The 24,689-nt window shown below is 59.0% G+C and carries 26 protein-coding genes, 1 tRNA gene and 3 pseudogenes; 21 read left to right on the forward strand and 9 right to left on the reverse strand.

Annotated elements, in window-relative coordinates; translation table 11 throughout:
* Positions 1-1,688: 1,688 nt before the first annotated feature.
* A pseudogene (locus tag KL786_RS30085) lies at positions 1,689-1,799 on the forward strand (hypothetical protein); the annotation flags it as partial.
* Between the two features lie 228 nt (positions 1,800-2,027).
* On the forward strand, positions 2,028-2,732 hold the full coding sequence (locus tag KL786_RS30090; protein ID WP_370588167.1) for a methyl-accepting chemotaxis protein: 705 nt from the start codon (positions 2,028-2,030) through the stop codon (positions 2,730-2,732).
* 55 nt (positions 2,733-2,787) lie between these two features.
* Here KL786_RS30090 and KL786_RS09570 read toward each other — a convergent pair whose 3' ends face one another.
* From KL786_RS09570 to KL786_RS09590, 4 genes are all read right to left on the reverse strand, one after another.
* On the reverse strand, positions 2,788-3,072 hold the full coding sequence (locus KL786_RS09570) for a hypothetical protein (RefSeq protein ID WP_425311902.1): 285 nt from the start codon (positions 3,070-3,072) through the stop codon (positions 2,788-2,790).
* A gap of 216 nt (positions 3,073-3,288) precedes the next feature.
* The gene (locus KL786_RS09580; protein WP_011282522.1) at positions 3,289-3,570 is read right to left on the reverse strand and encodes a type II toxin-antitoxin system YafQ family toxin; all 282 of its coding nucleotides are present in this window, start codon (positions 3,568-3,570) and stop codon (positions 3,289-3,291) included.
* Positions 3,557-3,820: a type II toxin-antitoxin system RelB/DinJ family antitoxin gene (locus KL786_RS09585; RefSeq protein WP_020303033.1), complete on the reverse strand. Its 264-nt coding sequence runs from the start codon at positions 3,818-3,820 to the stop codon at positions 3,557-3,559. The genes KL786_RS09580 and KL786_RS09585 overlap by 14 nt, the downstream gene beginning before the upstream one ends.
* Positions 3,821-3,990: 170 nt before the next feature.
* Complete coding sequence (locus KL786_RS09590; RefSeq protein WP_033902376.1) at positions 3,991-4,884, reverse strand: cation efflux transmembrane domain-containing protein; 894 nt, start codon at positions 4,882-4,884, stop codon at positions 3,991-3,993.
* A gap of 100 nt (positions 4,885-4,984) precedes the next feature.
* Here KL786_RS09590 and cadR point away from each other — a divergent pair, with 100 nt between their 5' ends.
* The 7 genes and pseudogenes from cadR to KL786_RS29520 form a co-directional block, all read left to right on the forward strand.
* On the forward strand, positions 4,985-5,392 hold the full coding sequence (gene cadR / locus KL786_RS09595; RefSeq protein ID WP_024015046.1) for a Cd(II)/Pb(II)-responsive transcriptional regulator: 408 nt from the start codon (positions 4,985-4,987) through the stop codon (positions 5,390-5,392).
* A gap of 130 nt (positions 5,393-5,522) precedes the next feature.
* A complete protein-coding gene (locus KL786_RS09600; protein WP_024015047.1) occupies positions 5,523-5,870 on the forward strand; it encodes a DUF3703 domain-containing protein in 348 nt (115 codons plus the stop codon).
* The gene (gene lspA / locus KL786_RS09605; RefSeq protein WP_003452327.1) at positions 5,867-6,376 is read left to right on the forward strand and encodes a signal peptidase II; all 510 of its coding nucleotides are present in this window, start codon (positions 5,867-5,869) and stop codon (positions 6,374-6,376) included. Before KL786_RS09600 ends, lspA begins: the two co-directional genes overlap by 4 nt.
* Positions 6,376-7,122 (forward strand): helix-turn-helix transcriptional regulator, encoded by a 747-nt coding sequence (locus KL786_RS09610; RefSeq protein WP_024015048.1) that lies wholly within the window; start codon positions 6,376-6,378, stop codon positions 7,120-7,122. Before lspA ends, KL786_RS09610 begins: the two co-directional genes overlap by 1 nt.
* A gap of 68 nt (positions 7,123-7,190) precedes the next feature.
* Positions 7,191-8,057, forward strand: a complete 867-nt coding sequence (locus KL786_RS09615; RefSeq protein WP_024015049.1) for a sterol desaturase family protein — start codon at positions 7,191-7,193, stop codon at positions 8,055-8,057.
* Between the two features lie 307 nt (positions 8,058-8,364).
* Positions 8,365-9,228 (forward strand): annotated as a pseudogene (locus KL786_RS09620) (integrase domain-containing protein); the annotation flags it as partial.
* Positions 9,225-9,473, forward strand: a pseudogene (locus KL786_RS29520) (hypothetical protein); the annotation flags it as partial. The pseudogenes KL786_RS09620 and KL786_RS29520, both read left to right, overlap by 4 nt.
* 149 nt (positions 9,474-9,622) lie before the next feature.
* Here KL786_RS29520 and KL786_RS09625 read toward each other — a convergent pair.
* From KL786_RS09625 to KL786_RS09635, 3 genes are all read right to left on the reverse strand, one after another.
* Positions 9,623-10,846: a tyrosine-type recombinase/integrase gene (locus KL786_RS09625; RefSeq protein WP_060765846.1), complete on the reverse strand. Its 1,224-nt coding sequence runs from the start codon at positions 10,844-10,846 to the stop codon at positions 9,623-9,625.
* Positions 10,847-11,011: 165 nt separating this feature from the next.
* Positions 11,012-11,088: transfer RNA gene (locus tag KL786_RS09630), tRNA-Met, on the reverse strand.
* Between the two features lie 208 nt (positions 11,089-11,296).
* Complete coding sequence (locus tag KL786_RS09635; RefSeq protein ID WP_065944320.1) at positions 11,297-11,617, reverse strand: DUF6124 family protein; 321 nt, start codon at positions 11,615-11,617, stop codon at positions 11,297-11,299.
* 426 nt (positions 11,618-12,043) lie between these two features.
* Between KL786_RS09635 and KL786_RS09640 the strand changes: the two genes are divergently transcribed.
* Positions 12,044-13,261, forward strand: a complete 1,218-nt coding sequence (locus KL786_RS09640) for an MFS transporter (protein WP_215517454.1) — start codon at positions 12,044-12,046, stop codon at positions 13,259-13,261.
* A 38-nt stretch (positions 13,262-13,299) separates the two neighbouring features.
* Here the strand turns inward: KL786_RS09640 and KL786_RS09645 are convergent, their stop codons facing one another.
* Positions 13,300-13,851: an RNA polymerase sigma factor gene (locus KL786_RS09645; protein ID WP_215517455.1), complete on the reverse strand. Its 552-nt coding sequence runs from the start codon at positions 13,849-13,851 to the stop codon at positions 13,300-13,302.
* Positions 13,852-14,232: 381 nt separating this feature from the next.
* Here KL786_RS09645 and sctW point away from each other — a divergent pair, with 381 nt between their 5' ends.
* The 11 genes from sctW to sctU all read left to right on the forward strand — a co-directional run bounded on the left by sctW (position 14,233) and on the right by sctU (position 24,327).
* Positions 14,233-15,204 carry a type III secretion system gatekeeper subunit SctW gene (gene sctW, locus KL786_RS09650; protein WP_353844655.1) on the forward strand — a complete coding sequence of 324 codons (972 nt, stop codon included), beginning with the start codon at positions 14,233-14,235 and terminating at the stop codon, positions 15,202-15,204.
* Positions 15,201-17,297, forward strand: coding sequence for a type III secretion system export apparatus subunit SctV (sctV, locus tag KL786_RS09655; protein WP_215517457.1), 2,097 nt, complete (start codon positions 15,201-15,203; stop codon positions 17,295-17,297). The genes sctW and sctV overlap by 4 nt, the downstream gene beginning before the upstream one ends.
* 69 nt (positions 17,298-17,366) lie before the next feature.
* Positions 17,367-18,272 carry an FHA domain-containing protein gene (locus KL786_RS09660; RefSeq protein WP_215517458.1) on the forward strand — a complete coding sequence of 302 codons (906 nt, stop codon included), beginning with the start codon at positions 17,367-17,369 and terminating at the stop codon, positions 18,270-18,272.
* Positions 18,269-19,627, forward strand: a complete 1,359-nt coding sequence (locus KL786_RS09665; RefSeq protein ID WP_215517459.1) for a FliI/YscN family ATPase — start codon at positions 18,269-18,271, stop codon at positions 19,625-19,627. Before KL786_RS09660 ends, KL786_RS09665 begins: the two co-directional genes overlap by 4 nt.
* Positions 19,614-20,039, forward strand: coding sequence for a type III secretion system stalk subunit SctO (gene sctO, locus KL786_RS09670; RefSeq protein WP_215517460.1), 426 nt, complete (start codon positions 19,614-19,616; stop codon positions 20,037-20,039). The genes KL786_RS09665 and sctO overlap by 14 nt, the downstream gene beginning before the upstream one ends.
* Positions 20,036-20,494 (forward strand): type III secretion system HrpP C-terminal domain-containing protein, encoded by a 459-nt coding sequence (locus tag KL786_RS09675; protein ID WP_215517461.1) that lies wholly within the window; start codon positions 20,036-20,038, stop codon positions 20,492-20,494. Before sctO ends, KL786_RS09675 begins: the two co-directional genes overlap by 4 nt.
* Positions 20,491-21,513 (forward strand): FliM/FliN family flagellar motor switch protein, encoded by a 1,023-nt coding sequence (locus tag KL786_RS09680; RefSeq protein ID WP_215517462.1) that lies wholly within the window; start codon positions 20,491-20,493, stop codon positions 21,511-21,513. The genes KL786_RS09675 and KL786_RS09680 overlap by 4 nt, the downstream gene beginning before the upstream one ends.
* On the forward strand, positions 21,510-22,163 hold the full coding sequence (sctR, locus tag KL786_RS09685) for a type III secretion system export apparatus subunit SctR (protein ID WP_032857804.1): 654 nt from the start codon (positions 21,510-21,512) through the stop codon (positions 22,161-22,163). Before KL786_RS09680 ends, sctR begins: the two co-directional genes overlap by 4 nt.
* Positions 22,164-22,170: 7 nt before the next feature.
* Positions 22,171-22,434 (forward strand): type III secretion system export apparatus subunit SctS, encoded by a 264-nt coding sequence (sctS, locus tag KL786_RS09690; RefSeq protein WP_032857802.1) that lies wholly within the window; start codon positions 22,171-22,173, stop codon positions 22,432-22,434.
* A gap of 10 nt (positions 22,435-22,444) precedes the next feature.
* Positions 22,445-23,233, forward strand: coding sequence for a type III secretion system export apparatus subunit SctT (gene sctT, locus KL786_RS09695; protein WP_215517463.1), 789 nt, complete (start codon positions 22,445-22,447; stop codon positions 23,231-23,233).
* Positions 23,230-24,327: a type III secretion system export apparatus subunit SctU gene (gene sctU, locus KL786_RS09700; RefSeq protein ID WP_215517464.1), complete on the forward strand. Its 1,098-nt coding sequence runs from the start codon at positions 23,230-23,232 to the stop codon at positions 24,325-24,327. Before sctT ends, sctU begins: the two co-directional genes overlap by 4 nt.
* Here the strand turns inward: sctU and KL786_RS09705 are convergent.
* Positions 24,324-24,686 carry a transcriptional regulator gene (locus tag KL786_RS09705; RefSeq protein ID WP_215517465.1) on the reverse strand — a complete coding sequence of 121 codons (363 nt, stop codon included), beginning with the start codon at positions 24,684-24,686 and terminating at the stop codon, positions 24,324-24,326. The two genes, sctU and KL786_RS09705, sit on opposite strands and share 4 nt — an antisense overlap.
* Positions 24,687-24,689: the final 3 nt, after the last annotated feature.

Consider the following 24,689-nt stretch of genomic DNA (forward strand, 5'->3'; position numbering starts at 1 on the left):
ACCAGCAGATGTGCAAGCTCGCCGATGGTGCCTTCGCTCCGGGTGAGCAGGTAGCTGTACCGGCTTGCAATCGAAAACGGCCGTGCTCGCAATCAGCGCAATTTCCGGCTCAGATTAACTGCGACTGACGGAGCCGTCTGGCTCAGATTATTTGCGAGCGAGCTTGCATTCAGCCGCGCCGGCTTGCATTCCATCGTTCCCTACTCACATTAACTGCAACTAGCCCCGTCTTTAGAGGTGGTAAAGATGCCGATGATGGCCATGGTGTTCTCCTTTCGGATTCATGGTCGCGCCCATCGCGTCCTTGTTGTGAGCCGATCGGCGGGTGAGGGCCGAACGCACTGCCAATGCAGCCGAAACGTAGAGAAGGACCTTGAGCTCCGAACAATTTGTTGCGCGAGAAAGCCGCTCGCCGGCGGGGAAAATGTTCGGTGGGAACGGTTGTGGGCCCAGGTCCGATCCCGCCAGGATTCACGACGACTCAAGGACGCATGGCTGACCGGCCGGACAGGAGTATTGGCCGACTCTAAACACCAGTCGTAGGCGCTGGAATCTCGCGACATGCGTAGCCCTTGCTTGGCGAAAAATATTCCCGATCGCCGAGCGCTCGATCTGACATTCGTCGTTCGGTATAGTAAAGAGTGTAGACCAGGCAGATAGGGGCGCCGGTAGCTTAAGGCCAAACCAGAGACGAGCCGCGCGAATGCTCGCCGAGGACCCGGTTTTCAAGCGCATGAGCTTATTTGACCGCGACGGAAACTTGGTCTCCTCAAGCCACGCGGATGAACCGCAAAAACTCCCTGCGGGTTGGCTGTCGCAACTGCGCGAACACACGGGTAGAAGTGCCCCGGCCAGGCGCGGAGGCTTCGATGAGCGCGGATCGGACATCTTGTCCTAACGGTCGACCCCGCCAGCGGGGGCTTCGTCAGCACCGCGCTGCAATTGCCGGCAGGGCTCTGGGACAACCATCTGCGTCTGGTCTGAAAGCGTTCAAGTATCGCAGCGGTACGCCGACATAAGGGGGCGAACGAACGGTCATTTGGCTGACCGCTCGCTCAATCTTGCGTATGACTCAAGCGCCCCCCTTTCGATACGAGACCGCCCAGATGCTCTTGAAAAAATCCCTGCGCGCTCAGCTGCTCACACTGATCGGCGGCAGCCTGTTGGTGATATTGCTGATCGCCTTCGCCAGTTTTTCCTTCTTGTCGGATGACATTTCCAAGTATCAACAACTACTCAAGGGTCCGATCGAAACGTCGCGCCTGATCGACGAAGCCAACGTGGAATTCAAAGTGCAGGTGCAGGAGTGGAAGAACGTCTTGCTGCGTGGCAAATCACCTGAAGCCTTGAGCAAGTACTGGCAAAGCTTCGAGAACCAGGAACGAAAGGTCCAGGACATCCTGGGCAGACTCGTTGAGCGAAGCGAGCACAACCCTGCCCTGTCAAAGCAGCTCCGCGACCTGCACGAGGAGCACCGGCGCCTCGGCGCCGCCTACCGCGCGGGCCGTGCGGCCTACATCGCCGGCGGAAACGATCCATTCGCCGGCGACGAGGCGGTTCAAGGCATCGACCGTGCCACCAGCGAACAGCTCAGTGGTTTGGTCATCCAGCAGCGCGATTCGGCGCTGCATCGTTCGGAAACCATCAGCGAAGCCGCAGATCGTAAAATAGTCGTCGGCTCGTTGGTAATGCTAGCCGCTGGCGTTTTCATCGCCTTGCTCAGCCTATGGTTGGTAAACCGCAATCTGATCGCCCCCATCCGTCACCTGATCGACCACATCGCCAAGCTCAGCCAGGGCGACTTTGCACAGCGCGTCGATGCGTCCCGTGCTGACGAATTGGGACGTCTGGCAGTTGCCGCGAATATCCTGCGTGACTTCCTTGCCGATACGTTCACCCTCCTGCAACGCAACACCTCGGACCTGGACAGCGCCAGTGGTGAATTGAGCGCCATCGCCGCACTGATGGGCCAAGGCACTCGCGAGCAGTTCTCGCGCACCGATCAGGTCGCTACCGCCATGCATGAAATGTCCGCTACGGCGCAGGAAGTCGCCCGTCACGCCGCCGAAGCCGCGCGTGCAGCGGATGCGGCCGATCATTCGGCGCAGCAGGGTGAGACCATGATGCGTTCGACTATCCAGACCATTACCCACATGCGCGGCGAGATCAGCAACACCGCCGAGGTAATACGCCGTCTGGAGACCGATAGCGGTCGCATTGGCAAGGTGCTGGAAGTTATTCGCGGCATCGCCGACCAGACCAATCTGCTGGCGCTAAACGCAGCCATCGAAGCCGCCCGCGCGGGCGATGCCGGACGCGGGTTTGCCGTCGTTGCCGACGAGGTGCGCACGCTGGCCAGGCGCACCGCCGACTCCACCGCTGAAATTCATCAGATTATCGACACGGTGCAGACCGGCGCGGTGGATGCGGTGCGTGCGATTGAAAATGGACAAACCCGCAGCAACGAAGGTGTCGAACAGGTTACGGAAGCGGGCAGCATGCTTCAGCGCATCACCCAAGAAGTCGAAGCGATCCGCGACATGAACCGTCAGATCGCTACCGCTGCCGAAGAGCAGACGTCCGTGGCGGAAGATATCTCGCGCAATCTGACCGAAATTACCGCCATCGCCACCACCAACCAGGACAATGTCGAGCGTACCGAGGCAGCCAGCCAGAACCTGCATACGCTGTCGGCCCAGCTCAGCGAAGTGACGCACCGCCTCGCGGGCTGACACAGGCTCTGCTCCGGCCCTAGATGATCGGTGTCACCACGTTGCTAGGTCCGACTCATCCGAGTTCGAGGGAGTTGGGGCAGGGCCGATCAACATGGCTTGTCTCGTGCTTGGTCGATTCGTTCCTGCATCGCCTGCATGACTTCTCGTGGGTGTACGACTTGGCGTTGGGGTCGTCGGCCTCACGGAGAGCTTCTTCGACCTCGCGGGTCATCCGCTCATATTCTTCTGGCCACAGCGCTTGCTCCATGCGCAGCGACGCCTGCCCCAGTAGGTGCAGACCGAACAGACGCATGTCATTGGTGGCGATGACGTGCTCTCGAATCCGCACCTGGATCACCTCATCGCCAGTTGATGCAGCTTCAACAGGTCGGTGCGCAGTTGCGGAGGCCCGCCGTCTGCGTTGTCACTCAATCGCCGCGCAGCTCGTCCACGGCATCGACTGCCCGCAGCAGTGCGGTGGTATCGAAACTCTCGGGAGTCAGTTCGTTCCAATCGTCGTCGGTGATGCTGATTGTCATGTAGCTTCTTTCCTTGTCCTGGGCAGACCCCGGCGTTACAGGCCAAGCTCGCTATGCGATCCGAGACGCACGAGTTGCAGCACGGCGTCATCCGGCTTGCGGTAAATCAACACCAGGTCGGGCTTGATGTGACAGTCCCGGTGGTCTTTCCAGTCGCCGGTGAGGGCGTGGTCACGGTGCTTCTCGGCCAGAGGCTGGTTATTCGCCAGGGCTGTGACGACGGCAATGAAATCGCTCGCCAGCGTCTGACGATGCGGGCCTTTGGCTTCGCGTTTATAATCGCGTTTGAACCGGCTGGTCTGTTCAATCGTCCGCATTCAGATCCGCCATCAGATCCTCGACGGAAGCGAACGACTTCAAGCCGCCACGGCGCGCTTCCTTCATCGCCTCGATGGTGGTGGCGTTCGGAATCAGCGGCTCGAACGGCAAGGCTTTCTCGCGGGCGACTCGGGTCAACATGATGCGGAAGGCGTCAGACACGGTGAGTCCCATCGCTGCCAGCACGACGGTCGCCTCTTCCTTGATGTGCTCGTCGATACGGGCACGGACTACAGCATTTGCGGACATGGTTTGATCCTCCAGATTGATGAGCTACATTGTAGCTCAATCCTTCCAGGAGTGCACCCAGCACACCTCGCCAGAGGCGTCTATCAAACGAAGGTTTATTGGACTGTCCGTACCATTGATGTTCACTTGTAGAAAGTGAGCCCATCGCGATGGAATACAGGATCGGTTGGTCAGGCTTTCAATGCCAGGATTCGGCGCGCACCGTTCAATACGATGAGGCCAACGACCGTACCAATCACCAAGTCTGGGTAGGGAGAGCCCGTCCACGCAACCAGCGCGCCGGCGACGATAACGCCAATGTTCGCGAGCACATCGTTGGCCGAAAAAATCCAGCTCGCTTTCATGTGTGCACCGCCTTCGCGATGGCCATAGATCATCAAGAGACAGCTGGCGTTTGCGACGAGTGCAACTAAGCCAATCCCCATCATCAGCATCGACTCAGGTTCGCTGCCATAGTGGAAGCGTCTAGCCACCTCCACGAGTACGCCCAGTGCCAACAGGATCTGAAAGAAACCCGCCAGGTGCGCAGCGCGAACTTGCAGCTGTGCACTGCGGCCGACGGCAAAGAGAGCCAAGCCATAGACGGCAGCATCCGCAAACATGTCCAGCGAGTCGGCAATAAGGCCCGTCGACTGAGCGATCAACCCTGCGCCCATCTCGATAACAAACATGGCAGCGTTGATGCCGAGCAAAATTTTCAGGGTGCTCGCCTCTTTCGACGCCGCTAATTCCTCATCAGCGCGATTGGTCGAGGCTGCTTCCTGACTAGCTGGTTGAGTCCCCAGTAGCGCTGCCCCTAGACCCAGGGACTCCAGCTTGGTAGTGATTGGGTCAACCGCCCCGTCATGGAAAGCGAGTACCTGCCTGCTGCTCAGATCAAAGGACAACGAACGAAGCTCAGGCAAGCTATTCAGCGCGAGCCGAATCATTCGCTCTTCCGAAGGGCAATCCATCTTGGGTACAGAAAAATGGCTGACCCAGGCTCCTTCGGTCGAGGGCGCGCTCGCTGCTTCAGCAGGCGCTGACACTGAACCGCAGCCACAGGATTTTTCACACGAGCTCATGATCCGCCTCTCCTATCAGGTTCAATTCTGGCAATTGAAAACCATATAGCAGGTATAGGGTCAAGCCTGGATATACTGGCTGTTTATCGAGGAGCAGCCTATGCGCATTGGTCAACTTGCACAGCTGACGGGAGCGGACATTCAGACCATTCGTTTCTATGAGCGCCAGGGCCTGCTTGCATCGCCCAATCGCCAGGCAAATGGCTACCGAGCCTACGAAGCGGATCATGTGGAGAAACTGCTGTTCATCCGCCGTTGCCGGTCCTTTGGCATGTCGTTGGACGAAATTGGTGTTTTGCAGAGCGTTCAAGCACAGCCGCAGCAACCGTGCGCGGCGGTCAATACGCTGCTTGATAGCCATATCGCCCAGGTCAGGGCCCAGATCGCATCCTTGCAAGCCCTGGAAAACCAGTTGGTGACGTTACGCAGCTGCTGCGATGACGAACGACAAAGCCTGGACTGCGGAATACTTTCGGGTCTAGTGGAGGGAGGCAAACGGCTTCCATAAGGCGCGCTAGAAAAGTGCCATTCGCTTCTGCTCAAAGCGTAGAGCTTGACCCTATAGCGGCTACAGGGTGTTCACTTGCACGATCGGCCCAGAATCATGGCCTTCCAACTGCTGCGCAAGTGAGTTCCAGATGAATACCGCCCTCCGCAATGCCATCGATGAAGCCTTTTTCCAGGCAAGGACAGCACTCCGTGAAAAGGCGCCAACCGAGGCATTCCCCTGGCTCGAGCGCGCCCACATCTTGAGCCAGCACATGCCCGTCCTGCATGCGCGGAGCCATTGGTTGATGCTAAGGGCTGGCTGGCAGTTGCGCGACTACCGGGAAATGTTCGGCCAAGCACCACGGATCATCGCTGCCGTGTTGTTCTCGAAGATCTGGGTACCGCTCGGCAATACCGGACGCGCGAGGATCAGTGCATTCGCGCCGATGCCCGTCTCACCCGGATTGCAGCGACTGTTTCAGGGAGCGAAACAATGAAATCGCCACTTGGAATGGCGCACCGTATCACTCCCGGGCTCTGGTGGACGCTATCGCTAGCCGTTGCCCTGGCCGACCAGGCGATCAAATATGTAATTGAGGGTTCGCTCTCGGTCGGCGCCGTGGTTCCTCTGACCCCAGTCTTCAATCTGGTCCATTTCTGGAATACCGGCGCAGCGTTCAGCTTCCTAGCTGACGCGGGCGGTTGGCAGCGCTACTTCTTCATTCTCCTCGCACTGGTTGTTTCGATTGGGCTCGCGTTGCTCTTGCGTAAGCCCAGGGCCAAGCTCGAAGCGCTGGGCTATAGCCTCATACTGGGAGGGGCAGTGGGGAATCTGATCGATCGCAGCTTCCGAGGCCATGTGATCGACTATCTGGATTTTTTCTGGCAATCCTGGCATTGGCCTGCATTCAACTTGGCGGACATCGGCATCGTGGGCGGTGCCGCCATGTTGCTCCTGAGCAGTGTGCTGAGTCCAAGCGCGGAACTGGACCGGGGCAGATAATGCGAAGCTCGGATGCCGCAGAAGTGGCTCGCTGGTCAGGCCATGCCTGGGTCGGCCCCGGTATCGGCGTCTTTCTCGGCCATGCCGCCCACCAGGATTGGCACCATCATCAAGCACATCAAATTGCAGTGGGGCTCGACGCCGCGATAACGGTTGAAACGCCGTTGGGTGGGCAATCTGGGGCTGCCATCTTGATTCCGGCAGGCTTGAAGCACCGGCTCAGTGCTGGGCATGTCCTGTCGATCTACCTGGATGTGCTGTCCGATGAGGCGCGTGCCTTGCGGGTGAGCGGAGCCGTGAGGCTGATGGAGATCGTAGCGGCCGATATTGCTGCGATGGTCGAGGCACTGAGGGCGTCGGGGCATTCGCCTGTCCAGTTGCAGGCGCAGGTACGTCGGCTGTTGCGGCTTGCCGATCCACCAATCCCTGATCCGCGCTTGACCAAGGTCACCGCAGCGCTGCGCGAAGGCCAAATGGGGCGTGAGGCAATGGCCGCGTTGGTGCATTTGTCACCCACGCGTTTTTCCCATTGGTTCGTGGAGCAAACCGGCCTGCCGTTGCGCAGCTATGTCAAATGGCTGCGCCTCACCCAAGCCCTGCAACACCTGGCCAAAGGGGGACGGCTGACCGAAGCCGCGCATGCGGCAGGTTTTTCCGACTCGGCGCATTTCTCCCGGACATTCAGGGCGCTGCTGGGCATCGATCCGTCCTCCGCCCTGGCTGCGGTCGATCTCCAGAAGTCATAGCTCTTTCGTTCAAGTCGAACGTCGTCCTCTGCACCTACCGTGAAGGCTCTCTACATAGGAGCTGAGCGATGTCCACTTCTCTTCGATTCGCCCTACGCTGGTTGAGCTATCCGCTCGTGTTTGGTGGCAGCGCCGCCTTCATGGTCTGGGCCTTGTACGCCGGGGTGCCGTACTGGCCCAGCACACCCTTGGTAGCCGCAGTCGGTCTATTGGCCGTCGCGGGGCTGGAGCGTATCCAGCCTTTCCGGGAGGGCTGGCTGGAGGATCACCAGGACACCCTGACCGACCTGGTGCATATGCTGGTGAATCTTTCCGTCATCCAGTTCACCGCCGAAATCCTGGCCAGGCTGGGCGATGCAGTGCCGGCTACAGTTCGTCTCTTCCCAGTCGAGAGTCCACTTTGGGTTCAGCTGCTGCTGGTCGCCGTCGTGCTCGATCTGAGCCTGTATGCCATGCACCGCATCAGCCACCACGTACCCTGGCTGTGGCGTTTTCACATGATTCACCACAGCGCCGAGCGCTTGTACTGGATGAATGGGGAGCGCCGGCATCCCCTACATGCGATGCTCATGGCTGGCCCGGGATTGGTGCTGCTGTTTGCATCCGGCGCGCCTTCGGCAGTGGTTGCCACCTGGTTCGGCATTCTGACCGTTCACTTGGGCTTTCAGCACTCGAACCTGGATTACCGGCTGGGTTGGCTGCGCCATGTCATCGGGGTGGCTGAAATTCATCGTTGGCACCACAAGCGCGACTTCGAAGATGCCCAGGTGAACTGCGGCGAATTTCTGATGGTGTGGGATCGGCTATTCGGGACGTTCTACGACAGTACAGGAAAGCAGGGCGACGCCAATGTCGGCTTGCGTGAGAGGGACTATCCCAAGGGTTACCTTGGTCAGTTGACCGAACCCTTTGGGCGAGACCGAGCCCGCACATAGCGTAGTGGGCCTCAAAGCTGTAGGCCCCATGTGTTTGCCTGGAATGATCTGGCTCGTGGGCGGAAGAGACTAGATGTTCCCGCATGCCAAGCAGACATGCGCTCTAACGAGGCAATCGATTCACTACCTATAAGCCCCGTCATTTGCAATTAATGCTGGTTGGTAGCCATGGAATGCAGGTCAGCGCGGATAAATGCAGGTTCATTCGCAGCTAATACTGGTTTGCCGGGCCGGTCAGTCGCAGTTAATTCCGGTCGAAAATCGTATTGATTGCAGGTCGGGACGTTTTCGTTTGCAAGCCGTTACACATAGTGATCGCTGGCAGGCGTTCGTGCGTTGGTGTCGATCCGATGAAGGACCGAGGGTCAACGACGCGCGCCAGATAGACCGCGACATCCTCATGCGGTACGCCGTTCACGTGCGGGAGCAGGTTGATCAGGGCAACGTCGGCATTGCCACCGCGCAGAACCGACTGTCCAGCGTGAACCGAACGATGGCCGCGCTGCGCGGTGATCAGTACGTCAAAATCCCCAGTCCGAGCAAGGCGATTGGCTTGCAGCGCTCAGGTGTGCGTAGTGAGGCCCCGCAAGGCCAAGACCGTGTCCAGGTCGAGTTGATCGCACAGGCGTTGTCAGAGCGAGGCCAGCAATCGAGGGTGAGTGCCATTGTGCTCCTTGCTCGGGAGACCGGCATGCGTCTGCGTGAAGCGATCTTGGCGGACTTGCCCCGGCTGCAACGTGAGGCTCGGCAACTGGGCAAGATCAATATCCAGGACGGCACCAAAGGCGGTCGATCAGGCGCATCGGCACCGCGTTGGATTGCGGTCACGGATCAAGTTCGTGGCGCCCTCGACAGGGCCAGCGAGGCTTCACCCAAGGGCAGTCGGAATCTGTTAACACCTGATGAAAGCTACAAAGATTTCCTACAGACAATCGTGCGACCGGCACGGGACATCCTGCATGAACATGGATTGAAAGGCTTTCATGAACTAAGGGCGGCTTACGCCTGTGAGCGCTATGAGCAACTGACCAGCTTCTCCGCGCCCATCAATGGCGGTCGTTGTCATCGAGAGGATCGAGCACTCGATCAGCGTGCACGCCAGCAGATCAGCCACGAATTGGGGCATAACCGCATCGACGTGGTGAGTGCCTACATCGGAGGTCGTCGATGAAGTCCGAGTTCGATATGGCGTTGTTTTTGAGCCCTCTGCTTAAAGGTGCGCATGCCACGCGGCAGCGGCACATCAGGCAAGCAGAAAGGATGCACGAGGCGATTCGTGAACGCTGGGGTTGCGCGACTCCCTGGTCTTGGAGGGAAAAACACGTGAGATGGTTTCTGGAGCACTATTTGCGATGCTCAGCTCCAGCTACCGTCTACTATTACGAGTTAACAACAGCTCTAATTCGTAGGCGGCGTGAAAGTATTAAAGCTGACATTCAGCTCAATTTGGATAAGTGCTCACCAAGCTGTGGCATCCCGCAACCTAAATGGTCGACTTCAAGCTAAGCCTATCAGGAAGCTCTGCGGACGCTCTTCACTGGGCAAGAAGCTAAGAGGCCGTAGTTTTATACGGCTCTGATATTTCCTGTTTCAAGCCCGTCAAGATGATCGGCGTACCACTGCATCATCGTCGTACGTTGCTCCAGGTACTGAGCCTTGTTATAGATCCCTCGGACACCTGTCGGCTTGTGACTGAGCTGGGCTTCAATGTGGTCCGCTGGAAAACCGTGCTCGTTGAGTACGGTGCTTGCAATATGACGGAAGCCATGTCCGGTCTGTCGTCCTTCGTAACCAAGGCGCCTTAGCGCCATCAGAAAAACGGTATCGCTGCGAGGCTTGGTTCGATCACTTCGACCAGGGAACAGCAATGGGTACGCTCCCGTGATTTTCCGTAGTTCAGTAAGAGCGCTTAGTGCCTGCTTGCAGAGTGGTACAAGGTGTTCACGCCCTTTTTTACGGCCTTTGCGTTCAACGGGGATGGTCCAAAGCCGTTTGTCAAAGTCGAACTCAGCCCAGTATGCCTCTCGAAGCTCGCTGGGGCGGACAGCCATGAGAGTAAGCAGTTGGAGGCCAAGCTGGACATCCCTGGCGTGTGGGTATGATCGTATTGCTCTGAGCAGTGCGGGAAGTTCTTCCAGGGAGACATGGGCGTAGTTCTCGACCTTTCCCGATGACAGAAATTTATGAACCCCCTCTAAGGGGTTGTTCATCGCCCTGCCGGTTACGCGAGCCAGGTCGTAGATGTCTTTGCAGTAAGCCCTCACGCGACTCATCTGCTCGAGGATTCCCTGACGTTCGAGCCCTCTCAAAAGCTCCATCCATTCCATCGACATGATGGAGACATAAGGACGTTTTCCGACAAGAGGGAACACGTGGCGTTCCAAGGCTCCAAGGACTCTTTTTGCTGTGCCGCTATCCCAGCCAGCCAAGCGAGACGTATGCCATTCACGAGCCAAGGCTTCAAAGGTTTCGTTTGTTGCTGCTATCTCCGCAGCTTTTCTAGCTTTCTTAGCGGCTATCGGATTTTTGCCTTCTGCTGCATCCGATCTCAATTCGGCAGCTTTTTGCCGAGCAAGGGCGCCGCTGACTTCTGGGTAACCGCCAAGCCCGAGCCACGACCATTTGCCGTCGGGCTTCTTATAGCGCAACTCCCACGATTTCTGCCCGTTAGGCTTTACTCTGAAATACAGCCCCGAGCTGTCTAGCTCACGGTAGGCCCCCGCTTCGGGAGCGAGATTGACTAGTGCGGTATCGGAGAGAGGACGGCGTTTAATATCGCTGCGTTTCATCCGTGTATGCCTCCAGTTCAATTTTTATTGAAGCATACATGGAGGCATACAAGATGTGAAGGATGTAGGTGGATCAGCTTGGACATCCAGATACAAGAAAGCCCGCACGAGGCGGGCTTCTTGAGGTGATTTATAGACATCCTTGGATCTCTATAAATCGGTACTTGGTGGCTACACAGGGACTTGAACCCCGGACCCCAGCATTATGAATGCTATGCTCTAACCAACTGAGCTATGTAGCCAAGTGGCGCGCATTATTCGCTCAGAACGAAGAAGCGTCAAGCGCTTTTTTTGAAAATTTATCTACGCTATCAACTGTTTAAGCAAAAACGCCGGGTGAGGCGACCAGTGGCTGGGGGTTTGCCCAGTTCTCCAGGCCGCGAAGATCTGAGTGTGGGAGCGAGCAAGCCCGCTCCCACATTGGGTCTGTGGTGTTCTACCGTCGGCGGACTAGGTTGCGCGCGGGTGCAGGCAGGTGATCGAGCGGTCGACCATGGCCTTGGCGATTTCCAGCAGGTGCCACACGGCGAGGACTTTGGCGCGTTCGGCGCTTTGCAGGTGTTCGCCACAGTCCATGGCGGTGGCCGAGGCGCTGTGCAGCAGGTCGGCGGTGTAGAGCAAGGCGTCTTCGAAGCTGATGTCGTCGCTGACGGTATAGACGTGAGGTGACGGTTGCGGCGGGTCGGTGGGTAAGTAGTGGTCGAGCGCGCGGTTGAAGGCGGCGCGGTCTTTGGCTTGGTCACGGGGTGGGTCGGGGACAATCTTGAACATGGTGTAGCTCCTATTGACCTGAGGAAGCTGTCACCGTCGCTGCTAAACGAGAGGTGGCGGCTGTACGCGGGTTAGCAGACCGGTCAATAGGAAAACCGGCGCACCCGAAGGTGCCCCACGCACAGCCACCATAAACTGGGGCGTAAAGCGTGTGCCTATTGAGTCCAGGCTGCTAAACCCGATCACTGAAAACCAGCGACGGACCGAAGACTAGCCACCGACCCCACCAGGCACAAGGCCGAAAGATTCTCTAGGAAACGTCCCTCAAATTAAAGGGATTCATCTTGCTGGCCCTTTACAAGGCATGACCGCTGCATCGATTCACCTACTCGTTAGCCTCCTAACGGGATAGCCTTCCTACCCACAAAAGTGGCACATTGTCACACCTGCACCTGTGCATCCATCTGCTGTACGGAAACGTTCCTCATGGCTCTTACCAACTCCCAGCCTTCAGTGGCTACGACACCGGCCGCCGGGCAATCCAGCCCCTTGGTCATGTCGATCATCGGCGCCGTGGCGCTGGCGCACTTGATCAATGACCTGATCCAGGCGGTGTTGCCGTCGATCTATCCGATGCTCAAGGAAAGTTATGGCCTGACCTTTACCCAGGTCGGCCTGATTACCCTGACGTTCCAGCTCACGGCCTCGTTGCTCCAGCCGTGGGTGGGGTATTACACCGATCGCCATCCCAAGCCATTCCTGCTGCCCTGCGGGATGATCTGTACGCTGATCGGCATTCTGATGATGTCCCAGGTCGGCAGTTTCCCGCTGATTCTGCTGGCGGCGGCGTTGATCGGCATTGGTTCCTCGACCTTCCACCCGGAGGCGTCCCGCGTGGCGCGCCTGGCGTCCGGTGGGCGCTATGGCCTGGCGCAGTCGACCTTCCAGGTGGGTGGCAACGCAGGTTCGGCATTTGGCCCGTTGCTGGCGGCGGCGATCATCATTCCGTTTGGCCAGGGCAACGTGGCCTGGTTCGGTTTGTTCGCGGTGTTTGCCCTGGGAGTGCTGTATGCAATCAGCCGCTGGTACCGCAACCATTTGAACCTGTTCAAGCTCAAGCAGGGCCAGGCCTCCACCCATGGCCTGTCGAAAAACCGCGTACTGGGGGCGCTGGTGGTGCTGGGGCTGTTGGTGTTTTCCAAATACTTCTACATGGCCAGCTTCACCAGTTACTTCACCTTTTACCTGATCGAGAAGTTCGACCTGTCGGTGGCCAGTTCCCAGTTGCATCTGTTCCTGTTCCTTGGGGCGGTGGCGGCGGGGACGTTCTTTGGCGGGCCGATCGGCGACAAGATCGGCCGTAAGGCGGTGATCTGGTTCTCGATCCTCGGCGTTGCGCCATTCACCCTGCTGCTGCCCCATGTCGACCTGTTCTGGACCAGCGTGCTCAGTGTGGTAATCGGTTTTATCCTGGCCTCGGCGTTCTCGGCGATTGTGGTGTACGCGCAGGAGTTGGTGCCAGGCAACGTAGGAATGATCGCCGGGGTGTTCTTTGGCCTGATGTTCGGTTTTGGCGGGATTGGTGCGGCGTTGCTGGGCTATCTGGCAGATATCCACGGCATCGAATACGTGTACACGCTGTGCTCGTTCCTGCCGCTGCTCGGGGTGCTGGCGATTCTGTTGCCACGGTCGAAAAAAGCCTGACAGCCGGGAGGGTGGCCCTATCCCTGGGCGATCCTCTCCTACTGGAACGGGTGAGATTTTGTCGCGCGTTTCAGCTGTTCCCGTGCCCGGGACAGGCGTGAGCGGACGGTACCAATCGGGATCGCCAGGGCATCGGCGGTGTCCTGGTAGCTGCCGTCGGTTTCCAGTGAGGCATACAAGGTATTGCGCATTTCCAGCGGCAGGTGCTGGATCGCATTGAGGGTGGTTTCCAGCCGGCGGTTGATCTCGAATTGGCGCGCCAGGTCCAGCTCTTCGTTCTGCCCGTGGGAAAGTGACTCATCGAACTCGCAATGCACTGGCTTGGCATAGAGGCGGCGAAAGTGATTGCGGATCAGATTCAGCGCGATCCCGCACATCCAGGTGCTCAGTGACGCCTGTGCGCTGAAGTGATGTCGGTTGCGCCAAGCCTCCAGATAGGTCAGTTGCAGGATATCGTCCGCATCCTCCGGGTTCAGCACACGCTTATGAATGAACCTGCGCAGGCGTTTGTGATGGTCGTCGGACAGATCCTGGATGGATTGGCTAGGGTCACGGGGAAGATTAACTAAAACACTGATAGGGATATCCATGATTTTTCCTCAGGGTATAAGCAGTCGAAATGGTTTCGACGAGAACCCTGTTAGCACCGCTTGTGCCAAACGAAAATAATCACTATCTATTTGAAAAATATAAGGAAATATCTTGTTTTAGGTGTTTTTTTTGCAATGGGTTGCACAAAGCACCGTGGGTTTGTGCCGGTATTTTCATCATTCATGCGACGAGGATGAAGATGGAACCGTATCGGGTGTTCCCGCCACACAAGGATACGAATCTCTTGTTCTGGCACTCCCATGAAAGTCGATCCCAACCTTGATGTGCAAAATCCCGCGCACCTGAATCAACCGGCACCTGCCCGGATTGAAAGTGGGTCGCTTTCTCAGATAAACCCCCCCGTTGTTGACGACCTCAGTGTGCTGTTCACCCAAGAGGTTGAACTCAACGCGAAGGCGCTGGGCCAGCGCCCACTGGGCTTGCGCGCACCTGCAGCCGAGCAGTTGACTCAGCTCTATGAGCAACTGGGTCATCCGGCCCAGGCGAAAATGGCGACCATCGCTCGTAATGCCAGGGTGCAATTGCTGCTCGGTGCCGGCGTCGGCAAGATGATGGAGCTCACCGGCAACGACCCGGCGCGGGCCTATGTGGTGCTCAAGCACGTAGCGCTCCAGGCGGATGCCGAGGGGCGTACCGCAGAGGCGACCCTGGCACGCGGTTCCCTGGCTGACCTGGAGGTCCACTACAAACCGCAGATCCAGGCGGGCCTGAACACCGCTTTGGCGCTACAGGCGGGCAGTGATGACCCGCAGCTGCGTCAGGCTGTACGCAGCATGTATTACACCAGCGTGGTCACGACCCAATCGCTGGCGACCCTGATGCAGTCGTTGCTGGGGCTGTTCGGTGAGGGGGATTTTGCGTCCGGGTTGAAGCTGATCCGCCGGGCCCTGGCCGATGATATTGCTGCGCAGACCTCGTCGGTCGACCGGGGTCAGCTGCGTACCCTGCTGTTGGGCCTCAACGACTGCAGTCGATTGAGTGGCGTGCTCGCGCGCTGCAAGGAGCTGATCGGGCAGTCCCTTCTTTTGTACCCCGAGCTGCACCTGGATCCGGTGGGTTTGTTGCAACGCTTGCTGGGGTATGCGGCCAGCGGTCTTACGCCCCACGAAATCAAGCACCTGGCCCGGGACTTGGGGGGAGATGAGCTGGTTCACCAGTTGAGCTCCCTCAGCGCTTTTTTCCCGGAACTCAAGGCTCTGCCCCTGGCCTGGTGGTGTGATGCAAGGCGGCGCGAAGAGGCGCTGAACAGCTACAAGCAGGTGCTGTTTGAATACGCTACGCAGGAGCGAGGCTCGCGGCACACCCACACTTGGCCGGGATTCAGGGCATGAGTGCCTTGCGGGCAATCAACGCGGTGCTGTTGAAGGTTGCACAACGTGCCGAGGTGCTGGGCGCGGTGGTAGTCATGGCCATTGTGTTTATCTTTATCGTGCCGTTGCCCACCTGGCTGGTGGATATCCTGATTGCTCTCAATATTTGTATTTCGTGCCTGTTGATCGTGCTGGCGTTGTACTTGCCGGGACCTTTGGCCTTTTCCTCGTTCCCGTCGATTCTGCTGTTGACCACGATGTTTCGCCTGGCGTTGTCGATTGCAACAACGCGCCTGATCCTGCTGGAACAGGACGCCGGTGACATTGTCGAGGCGTTCGGCAACTTTGTGGTGGGCGGCAATCTGGCGGTGGGCTTGGTGATCTTCATGATCCTGACCCTGGTCAACTTCCTGGTGATCACCAAGGGTTCGGAACGGGTCGCGGAAGTGGCGGCGCGCTTTAGCCTGGACGCAATGCCCGGCAAGCAGATGTCCATCGACAGTGACCTGCGCGCCGGTCTGATCGATGGCAACCAGGCCCGGGACAAACGTGAGCAACTGTCGCGCGAAAGCCAGTTGTTCGGGGCCATGGACGGGGCGATGAAGTTCGTCAAGGGGGACGCCATCGCGGGGCTGATCATTGTGGTGATCAACTTGCTCGGTGGTTTTGCCACCGGCATGTTCCAGCATGGCATGAGTGCCGGCGACTCGATGGCGTTGTACTCGGTACTGACTATTGGTGATGGCCTGATCGCGCAGATTCCGGCCCTGCTGATCTCGTTGACGGCTGGCATGATCATCACCCGTGTAGCCCCGTCCGGCCGCAACAAAGGCAGCAATAACATGGGCGCCGAGATTGCCCGGCAGATGACCAGCGAACCCAAGAGCTGGATGATTGCGTCGGTGGGCATGCTCGCTTTCGCGGCGCTGCCGGGGATGCCCACGGTGGTGTTTATCCTTATTTCGCTGATGACTGGCAGCCTGGGTTACTACCTGATGCGCCAGCGTCAGCGTGAGGAGAAATCGCAGGAACCCGTCACCGATACCATCCCGCCAGAGCAGAACGGGGTGGAGGACCTGCGTGGTTTTGATCCGTCGCGGCCGTACCTGATGCAGTTCCCGGTGGCCCTGCAGGATAGCCCGCTGGTGTCGGAAGTCATCCACGGGGTGCGCCAGAGCCGCAATAGCCTGGTGACCCAGATTGGCTTGACGCTACCGCCGTTTGAAGTCGAGTTCGCGCCTGCGTTGGCCGACGATGAGTTTCGCTTCTGTGTGCATGAAGTGCCCATGCTGAAGGCCACGCTCGGCCATTGGGTTGGCGTGGAGCTTGCGGCACTGCCGGCCGAGCCTGAAAGCGGGAGCAGGGGCCTGGCCGAGCGCGACGAACAGGACTGGGTGTGGTTTTCGCCCGAAGACCCCGTGCTTGCCGATGAACACCTGGCGCGCTCGACGGCGTACAGCTTGCTTCAGGAGCGGATGACCCGGGCGATGTTGCTCAGCGGCCCGCAGTTCCTCGGGATCCAGGAGAGCAAGGCGATTCTCAGTTGGCTGGAATTCAACCAGCCGGAGTTGGTGCAGGAGCTGCAGCGGATCATGCCGCTTTCGCGGTTTTCGTCGGTGTTGCAGCGCCTGGCCGGTGAAGGCGTACCACTACGGGCCGTGCGGTTGATTGTCGAGGCACTGATCGAGCACGGCCAGCATGAGCGTGAACCGGATGCCCTGGCCGACTATGCGCGCATTGCCCTCAAGTCACAGATTCTTCACCAGTACAGCGAAGTCGACGGCCTGCATGCCTGGCTGCTGTCACCACATACCGAAAACGTGTTGCGCGATGCCCTGCGCCAGACCCAGACGGGGGTGTTTTTTTCCTTGGATAACGAAAGCAGTGCGGCGCTGATCAGCCTGCTCAAGCAAGCCTTTGCCGTGCGCCCCAAGAGCAAAAGCGTATTGCTGGTGGCGCAGGATTTGCGCAGCCCCTTGCGCACCTTGCTGTTGGAGGAGTTCAACCATGTGCCGGTCCTGTCGTTCGCCGAGCTGAGTGCTTCGTCCAAGGTCAAGGTGCTTGGGCGCTTCGATCTGGCTCAAGAGAATCTGTATCGGGAGGAAGTGGCATGAGGGCGTTTTGGGTTCTGGCGCAGAGTCCTGAGCGGGTCGCTGTCGTTGTAGCAGTAGTGAGGCCCGGCGATGTTTGAGCTACGAGTGCTGGACGGTTCGCGCCAGGGGGCGGCGTTGCCGTTGTTTGGCGGGCAATGGAGTATTGGTGCGCATCCGGATGCCGACCTTTCGCTGTATGACGAGGGGGTTGCCGAGCGCCATGTGGTGTTGCGGTGTATCGAGCAGCGCTGGTCGGTGCAGGCTCAAGAGGGGTTGGTGCGGGCCAATGACGGTCAGCTCCTGGCACAGATTGCCGACTTGGCACTGGACGTGCCTTTTTCGATTGGCAGCATTCGACTGTGCATCACCCTGGCCGACCAGCCTTGGCCGCAATCCCCGGATGCCGCGCCCATTGCTCCACCGGTCCGGCCGGTCAATGAAGCGGTACCGACGCTGATGTTGTCCTCGATATCCGGGACGCAACAGAAACGGTTGATCAGCCTGGTGGTAGTGGTCGCGGCCATCATCATGGCGGTGGGCCTGGCCTCGACGGGAGAGCACGAGGCCCAGGCTTCGTTGATGCCGGTGCACAGTCAGAAAAGCGAGTTGGACTCACCCTACGAAGTCCGCCAACAGCTGCTGAAAATGCTCAATGAGCGTGAGTTGGGAAATCGGATCCGCCTGCAGGTGATCAATGGACAGGTGACGCTCGACGGGGATGTTGCCCAAGAGGAGGTGGGGCTGGTGTCGCGCATGCTCAGTCGTTTTGGCGAGCAGTTCGATACGCCTGTGCCGGTGATCAGCCGGGTCAAAGAGCGTAGCTCTGGGCTGCCGTTCAAGATTTTGCAAATCGTTGGCGGGCCCAATGGCCATGTGGTCCTGGATGAAGGCAGCCGGCTGTTTGTCGGGGATGAAGTGGATGGCTTGCGTCTAGTCCTGATCGACAATACCAAGGTGGTGTTCGACGGCGTACAGCGTTATGAGGTGCGCTGGTGAGTGCCGACTTGCAGGCACGCCTGGAGGCCTGGCAGCAGGACCGATCACAGGCGCTGGCCAGTTTTGCGCCGGTCTCGGTGCGTGGACGTATCCAACGCGTCAACGGCATGTTGCTGCAATGCCGTTTGCCTCACGCGCGTATCGGCGATTTGTGCCAGGTTGAAAAGTCCACCGGCGATTACATGCTGGCTGAGATCATCGGTTTCGATCAGCAGGACGCGGTGCTCAGTGCCTTGGGCAATCTTGAAGGCGTGCGGGTGGGCGCCAGTGTCGAGCAGTTGGGCGTATCACACCGGGTGCGTGTCAGTGATGACCTGTTGGGCCAGGTGCTGGACGGCTTTGGGCGCCCGATCACGGGAGAGGGGGCCAGTGCCTTTGTCGAGGCGCACGCCGAGGATACCAGCCTGGTGTTGTGCGAGGCGCCCTTGCCCACCGAGCGGCCCCGGATCCACCGGGCACTGGCCACTGGGGTACGTTCGATCGATGGTCTGCTGACCCTGGGCGAAGGCCAGCGCGTTGGCCTGTTTGCCGGGGCCGGCTGTGGCAAGACCACCTTGCTTGCGGAGATCGCCCGTAACGTTGACTGTGATGTGATTGTGTTTGGCCTGATAGGTGAGCGAGGCCGCGAGTTGCGTGAGTTTCTCGATCACGAATTGGATGAGCAACTGCGGGCCAAGGCGGTGCTGGTATGCGCGACTTCCGACCGCTCAAGCATGGAGCGCGCCCGTGCGGCTTTCACCGCGACGGCATTGGCCGAAGGCTATCGCCGCAAGGGCAAGCGGGTATTGCTGCTGATCGACTCCCTGACCCGTTTTGCCCGGGCCCAGCGTGAAATCGGCCTGGCGGCTGGCGAACCGCTGGGGCGTGGCGGTCTGCCGCCTTCGGTGTACAGCTTGCTGCCGCGCCTGGTGGAGCGTGCCGGCTTGACCCGCGAGGGGGTGATCACGGCGATCTACACCGTGCTTATCGAGCAGGATTCCATGAGTGATCCGGTGGCCGATGAAGTGCGTTCGCTACTGGATGGCCATATTGTTTTGTCGCGCAAATTGGCCGAGCGCGGCCATTACCCTGCGGTGGATGTCCTGGCCAGTCTTTCACGGATTCTGAGCAACGTCGCCGAACCTGCGCATATCCAGGCCGGCACGGCACTGCGCCGCTTGTTATCGGCGTACCAGCAGATTGAATTGATGCTCAAACTGGGGGAATACCAACCCGGTAGCGATGCCCTGACTGACCTGGCGGTGGACAGTCGCCAGGCGGTGGATGGGTTTCTGCGCCAGGACTTGCGCGAGCCCGCGCCGATGTCCATGACACTCGACCAACTGATGAGCCTGACCACCTATGTCCCTTTCTGAAGTCGAGACCTTGCGGCGCCTGCGTCGGCATCGGGCAGACCGTGCCGAGCGCGCGTTGCGTGAGGCCAAGCGGCACCAGCAGGCCTTGCTGGCGCAGATCCAGCAGGCCCAAGAGGCGCTTGAACAAACCCGCTTGCTGGAAATCCAGCAAACCGCGGAGCTGTTGGATAAGCACCAGGGGCAGGTGCTCTCGCTGTCGCAGCTCAAGTCCTGGAGTACCCAGGAGCGCAGTTTGTCTGCCGGGACCCGGCGTGAAGAAGGGCAGTTACATGAACTGCATGGCCAGAGGGAGCAGCAAGTGGTGCATATCGCCAGTGCACAGAAACAGGTGAGCCAATGCCTGCGCCAGGTCGAGAAATTGCAGGAGTTGTCCGTTTTGTTGATCGAGGAAGAGGTTCAGGAAGAGATATGACCCAAGTCCAAGCAAGCAAGCCTGAACGCCCGCGCCCGCGTGAGCCACGAGCGGAACAGGAGCCTGCATTGTCGGGTGTTGTGCCCTGGGAGCAGGGGCGGTTATTTGCCCAACTACTGGACAGCGATGCAGAGGGTGCAGGCTACGGCACCTCTGCGTCGGGAGCCGGGGTGTCAGCCGATACCTTGATGATCGAGGCAATGACGGCGCAATTGGCACCCCGGATCCACGGGAGTGCGCAATGGCCTTTGCAGGCGGTGCTTTACCTGCCGCGCCTGGGGCGGATCAACGCCAGTGTGCGCCGTGAGCAGGGTATGTGGCACATCGAGCTGGCGGCTGAGCAAGAGCTTGCCGCGCGTTGGCTGGGTGGCGTGCGGCAAGGCAGCCAGGAGCGTTTGGCCGAGGTGTTGGGCCAGCCTGTCGAGCTGCATCTGGTCCATGTGGGCGCGGCATGATCATGCCTGCTCTCGCTATACCTTTGGTCAAAAGTGCCACGGTTGCGGCACGCCTGCGTCTGGGGCGAGGTTTGCGCATGCCGTTTCAGGTGGCAGACCAGCACGGTGAACTGCTGCTTGAGCCTGGGCGTGCGCCCAGGAGCGCCGCCCCTCTGTACTTCGAAAGCGCCTGTGGACTGTTGGCCTTCAGCGAGCCAGGGCCCATGTTCAGCCTGCTGGGGGAGTGCCCAGTGACGCTGGCAGAGGCAGGCAATGATCCGGACTCCTGGTTCTGGGAACTGTTTCAGCACCACTTGAGCCCTCAGGTTCGAGCACTGTTTGGCTACCTGCGGTTAAGGGCATCCCCTGGAAAACTGAATTTCGGTTGTCGGCTCACGGTGACGTTGGGAGCCTCCAGGGTGGTGGGGTACCTGTTGCTGGCACCCGAGAGTTTGTTGGGACTGTGTGATGCGGGGCGCTGGCAACCGACAGCCTTGCCATTGCCACCCTCGTTTCAACTGACGGTTGCCGTGACGTTGGGACGCTTGCAGCTAGCCCTGAGCCAGGTTCGCAGCCTGCGCGCCGGCGACGTCGTGATGCTGGAACAGGCCTTTTTTGACGTGCAGGGCAGCGGTCGGTTACGGATTGGAAAGCATCGCCTGCATGGGCGCATTGACGATGAATCGGGGCCGGTGCTCCTGACACTTATATCTATCGAGGAAACGTCTGTGGACGAGGATCTTTCAGCACAACACTACTCGGGGTATGAAGAGCATGATCTTGATGAACCTGTGGTAGATGTTTTTGGCCATGAGCCTTTCGATGAGTTGAGCATGGCCTTGAATGTGCGCTGTGGAACGCTGAACTTGACCCTCGGTGAACTGCGCAATCTTGCCCCCGGTGCGGTGTTGAGCATCTCGGGCTACGCCCCCGGCATGGCAGGGCTCTACTATGGCGATCGACCGATTGGCCAGGGCCAGTTGGTCGAGATGGATGGACGCCTGGGCTTGCAGTTGTCCCGTGTGATTTTCGCACGATGACATTCCAGGGGGTTGAACCTCTTATTCTGGCGCTTTTCATCGCCGCATTGGCATTGATGCCGATGCTGTTGATCGTGTGCACGGCCTTTTTGAAAATCATCATTGTGCTGATGATCACCCGTAACGCCATTGGCGTGCAGCAAGTGCCACCCAGTATGGCGCTGAACGGCATCGCGCTGGCGGCGACCCTGTTTATCATGGCGCCGGTGGGGTATGCCATCGCCCAGAATATCGAGCAAGCACCGGTGGACCTGAGTAGCGTGCAACGCCTCCAGGAGACGGGGCTTGTGGCCATACAGCCGCTGCGCCTGTTCATGACTCGCAACACCGACCCGGACATCCTCACCCACCTGGTGGAAAACACGGCGCGCATGTGGCCGCCGGAGATGGCGCAGAACGCCCACCGCGACGACCTCATGCTGCTGATTCCGGCTTATGTGATTTCGCAATTGCAGGCCGGGTTCGAGATCGGCTTCCTGATCTATATCCCGTTCATCGTCATCGACCTGATTGTCTCCAACCTGCTGCTGGCCCTGGGCATGCAGATGGTCTCGCCGATGACCATTTCCCTGCCCCTCAAGTTGCTGCTGTTCGTATTGGTTTCCGGGTGGTCGCGGCTGCTCGACAGTCTGTTCCTTTCTTATCTGTGAGTGGCTTATGGAACCGATCGTACTGTTCAAGCAAGGCATGCTGCTGGTGGTGGTGCTCTCGGCGCCACCGCTGATCGTCGCGGTGATCGTTGGGGTGATGACATCCCTGGTACAGGCCCTGATGCAGATACAGGACCAGACATTACCCTTCGGGATCAAGCTGGTGGCCGTCGGTATCACCCTGATCCTGACTGGGCGCTGGATTGGCGTGGAGTTGATCCAACTGATCAATATGACGTTCGACATGATTGCCCGCTCGGCACTGAACTGAGGAACGACGCGTGCTCCTTTACCTTGAGTTTTTGCCCAGCCTGTTGATCAGCATGGCGCGCATCTATCCGTGCATGTTCCTGGTGCCGGCGTTTTGTTTCCAACATGTACGCGGGATGACCCGGCACACGATCGTGATGGTCGTGGCTTTGTTCCCCACGCCCGGCATTCATGCTGCATTGATGGGCAAGGACTACTCTGCGCTGATGCTCGGCGGGCTGGTTTTCAAGGAGATGGCCCTGGGGTTCTTGTTGGGGGTTTTGCTGTTCATGCCGTTCTGGATGGTCGAGTCGGTAGGCGCGTTGCTCGATAACCAGCGTGGCGCCTTGGCGGGCGGGCAACTCAACCCCTCGCTGGGGCCAGATGCGACACCGGTCGGGCATTTGTTCAAGCAGTTGGCGATTTTTCTATTGATAACGACCTTCGGGCTGGGCGCGTTGACGCAGGTTATCTGGGACAGCTATCTGATCTGGCCACCCACCGCTTGGGTGCCACTGCCAGCGGTCAACGGCTTCAGCGTGTTCCTGGGCCTGCTTGGCGATACCTTCGTGCACATGATGCTCTACGCGGCACCGTTTATTGCGGTGCTGTTGCTGCTGGAGTTCGGCTTTGCCTTGCTCGGGCTCTATAGCCCGCAGTTGCAGGTGTCGACCCTGGCAATGCCGGCAAAAAGCCTGGCCGGATTGGCTTTTCTGCTGCTGTATTTCCCGCTGTTGGAGGATTTGATCGCCGGGCGCATGGGCCTGCTGATGGACCTTAAACATTTCCTTGGCCTGATGTTTCGGGGCCCGGGGCAATGAGTGATTCGGGCGAGAAAAAACACGCGGCGACCCCCAAGAAGCTCAAGGACCAACGTAAGAAAGGCCAGGTTGCGCAAAGCCAGGACGTGGCCAAACTGCTGGTGCTCACTGCGATCAGCGAGATCGCCTTGTTCACTGCCGAAACCAGTATGCAACGCTTCCAACAATTGATGGCGCTGCCTTTTTCGCGCATGGGCCAGCCGTTTATCCGCGCCCTGGAAGAAGTACTGATGGATGGCCTGATCGTGTTTTTCTCGTTCGGCCTGCTGATGTGTGGGGTGGCAATTGTGGTAAAGCTGATGAGCAGTTGGATGCAGTTCGGCTTGCTGTTTGCCCCGGAAAGCCTGAAGCCGGATTTCAATCGCCTCAACCCGCTCAACCAACTCAAGCAGATGTTTTCCGCCCAGTCTGTGATCAACCTGCTGATGGGGCTGGGCAAGGCGTTGTTGCTCTCGCTGATCCTGTATGTGGTCATCACCCCTGCATTGCAGGTGCTGATCAACCTGGCCACCAGCGATCTGCAGAGCTATATCGTGGCGCTGATCGCCTTGTTCCGACACTTGCTGCATGCCTGCCTGGGGCTGCTACTGGTGCTCGCGCTGATCGACCTGTCCATGCAGAAGTATTTCTTTGCCAAGCGCATGCGCATGACCCAGGTGGAGGTGGTCAAGGAGTACAAGGACATGGAGGGCGACCCTCACGTCAAGGGCCAGCGCCGCTCCCTGGCCTACCAACTCGCTCAGGAAGAGCCGAAGGTCAAGCTGCCCAAGCTGGAAGAGTCCGACATGCTGGTGGTCAACCCCACGCACTTTGCCGTGGCGCTGTACTACAGGCCCGGCAAGACGCCGCTGCCGATGCTGGTGGACAAAGGCACCGATGTCCAGGCCCGCAAATTGATTGGACGGGCCAAGGCCGCCGATGTGCCGGTGATCCAGTGTGTGTGGTTGGCGCGCATGTTGTATGAGCGCAAGCTGGGGGCCCCGATTCCCCGGGAGAGCTTGCAGGCGGTGGCGCTGATCTATCGCACCTTGCGTGAGCTGGATGATGAGGCCAAGCGCCAGACCCTGGAGCTGCCGGAGCTTGCGCGCCGCTAGGGCGCGCGGTGTGTATCCAGGGTTTCGAGTTTGGCCAGCGAGAGCATCCGACTAATGATGTCATCGAGTGCCTGGACGTTTGATGTCAATGCATGCCAGATCATCAGGCTGCCCTTGGCGTCGAGATAGACAAAGCACCCATCGAACACAATTGCATGTGTAAAACGTCGTTCCAGGACCCGTTCCAGCTGGCCGGTTTGCAATGCCTGCGGCGCAATCTGCAAGGCCAGGCCAGGCTTCTGGCCTACATTCAAGCGGCACAGGCTGATGCCTGGGCACAGAGGCTGGTAAGCGGTGTTGCCGCTCACCAGATTGTCCAGAAGTACCTGGCGACGCGAATCATCGTCGGGCAATCCCATGGC

It is taken from the genome of Pseudomonas sp. TAE6080 (assembly GCF_018732265.1).
GTDB lineage: Bacteria > Pseudomonadota > Gammaproteobacteria > Pseudomonadales > Pseudomonadaceae > Aquipseudomonas > Aquipseudomonas brenneri.

Bases quoted from the DNA above. Each gene is read 5' to 3' on its own strand.
- KL786_RS09580 (WP_011282522.1), bottom strand. From the start codon at position 3,570: ATGCGGACGATTGAACAGACCAGCCGGTTCAAACGCGATTATAAACGC.
- KL786_RS09610 (WP_024015048.1), top strand. From the start codon at position 6,376: ATGCGAAGCTCGGATGCCGCAGAAGTGGCTCGCTGGTCAGGCCATGCC.
- KL786_RS30090 (WP_370588167.1), top strand. From the start codon at position 2,028: ATGTCCGCTACGGCGCAGGAAGTCGCCCGTCACGCCGCCGAAGCCGCG.
- KL786_RS09675 (WP_215517461.1), top strand. From the start codon at position 20,036: ATGACCCAAGTCCAAGCAAGCAAGCCTGAACGCCCGCGCCCGCGTGAG.
- sctR (WP_032857804.1), top strand. From the start codon at position 21,510: ATGACATTCCAGGGGGTTGAACCTCTTATTCTGGCGCTTTTCATCGCC.
- sctV (WP_215517457.1), top strand. From the start codon at position 15,201: ATGAGTGCCTTGCGGGCAATCAACGCGGTGCTGTTGAAGGTTGCACAA.
- KL786_RS09585 (WP_020303033.1), bottom strand. From the start codon at position 3,820: ATGTCCGCAAATGCTGTAGTCCGTGCCCGTATCGACGAGCACATCAAG.
- KL786_RS09640 (WP_215517454.1), top strand. From the start codon at position 12,044: ATGGCTCTTACCAACTCCCAGCCTTCAGTGGCTACGACACCGGCCGCC.
- KL786_RS09600 (WP_024015047.1), top strand. From the start codon at position 5,523: ATGAATACCGCCCTCCGCAATGCCATCGATGAAGCCTTTTTCCAGGCA.
- cadR (WP_024015046.1), top strand. From the start codon at position 4,985: ATGCGCATTGGTCAACTTGCACAGCTGACGGGAGCGGACATTCAGACC.
- KL786_RS09645 (WP_215517455.1), bottom strand. From the start codon at position 13,851: ATGGATATCCCTATCAGTGTTTTAGTTAATCTTCCCCGTGACCCTAGC.
- lspA (WP_003452327.1), top strand. From the start codon at position 5,867: ATGAAATCGCCACTTGGAATGGCGCACCGTATCACTCCCGGGCTCTGG.
- KL786_RS09615 (WP_024015049.1), top strand. From the start codon at position 7,191: ATGTCCACTTCTCTTCGATTCGCCCTACGCTGGTTGAGCTATCCGCTC.
- sctU (WP_215517464.1), top strand. From the start codon at position 23,230: ATGAGTGATTCGGGCGAGAAAAAACACGCGGCGACCCCCAAGAAGCTC.
- sctS (WP_032857802.1), top strand. From the start codon at position 22,171: ATGGAACCGATCGTACTGTTCAAGCAAGGCATGCTGCTGGTGGTGGTG.
- sctO (WP_215517460.1), top strand. From the start codon at position 19,614: ATGTCCCTTTCTGAAGTCGAGACCTTGCGGCGCCTGCGTCGGCATCGG.
- KL786_RS09705 (WP_215517465.1), bottom strand. From the start codon at position 24,686: ATGGGATTGCCCGACGATGATTCGCGTCGCCAGGTACTTCTGGACAAT.
- KL786_RS09660 (WP_215517458.1), top strand. From the start codon at position 17,367: ATGTTTGAGCTACGAGTGCTGGACGGTTCGCGCCAGGGGGCGGCGTTG.
- KL786_RS09590 (WP_033902376.1), bottom strand. From the start codon at position 4,884: ATGAGCTCGTGTGAAAAATCCTGTGGCTGCGGTTCAGTGTCAGCGCCT.
- KL786_RS09680 (WP_215517462.1), top strand. From the start codon at position 20,491: ATGATCATGCCTGCTCTCGCTATACCTTTGGTCAAAAGTGCCACGGTT.
- KL786_RS09635 (WP_065944320.1), bottom strand. From the start codon at position 11,617: ATGTTCAAGATTGTCCCCGACCCACCCCGTGACCAAGCCAAAGACCGC.
- KL786_RS09625 (WP_060765846.1), bottom strand. From the start codon at position 10,846: ATGAAACGCAGCGATATTAAACGCCGTCCTCTCTCCGATACCGCACTA.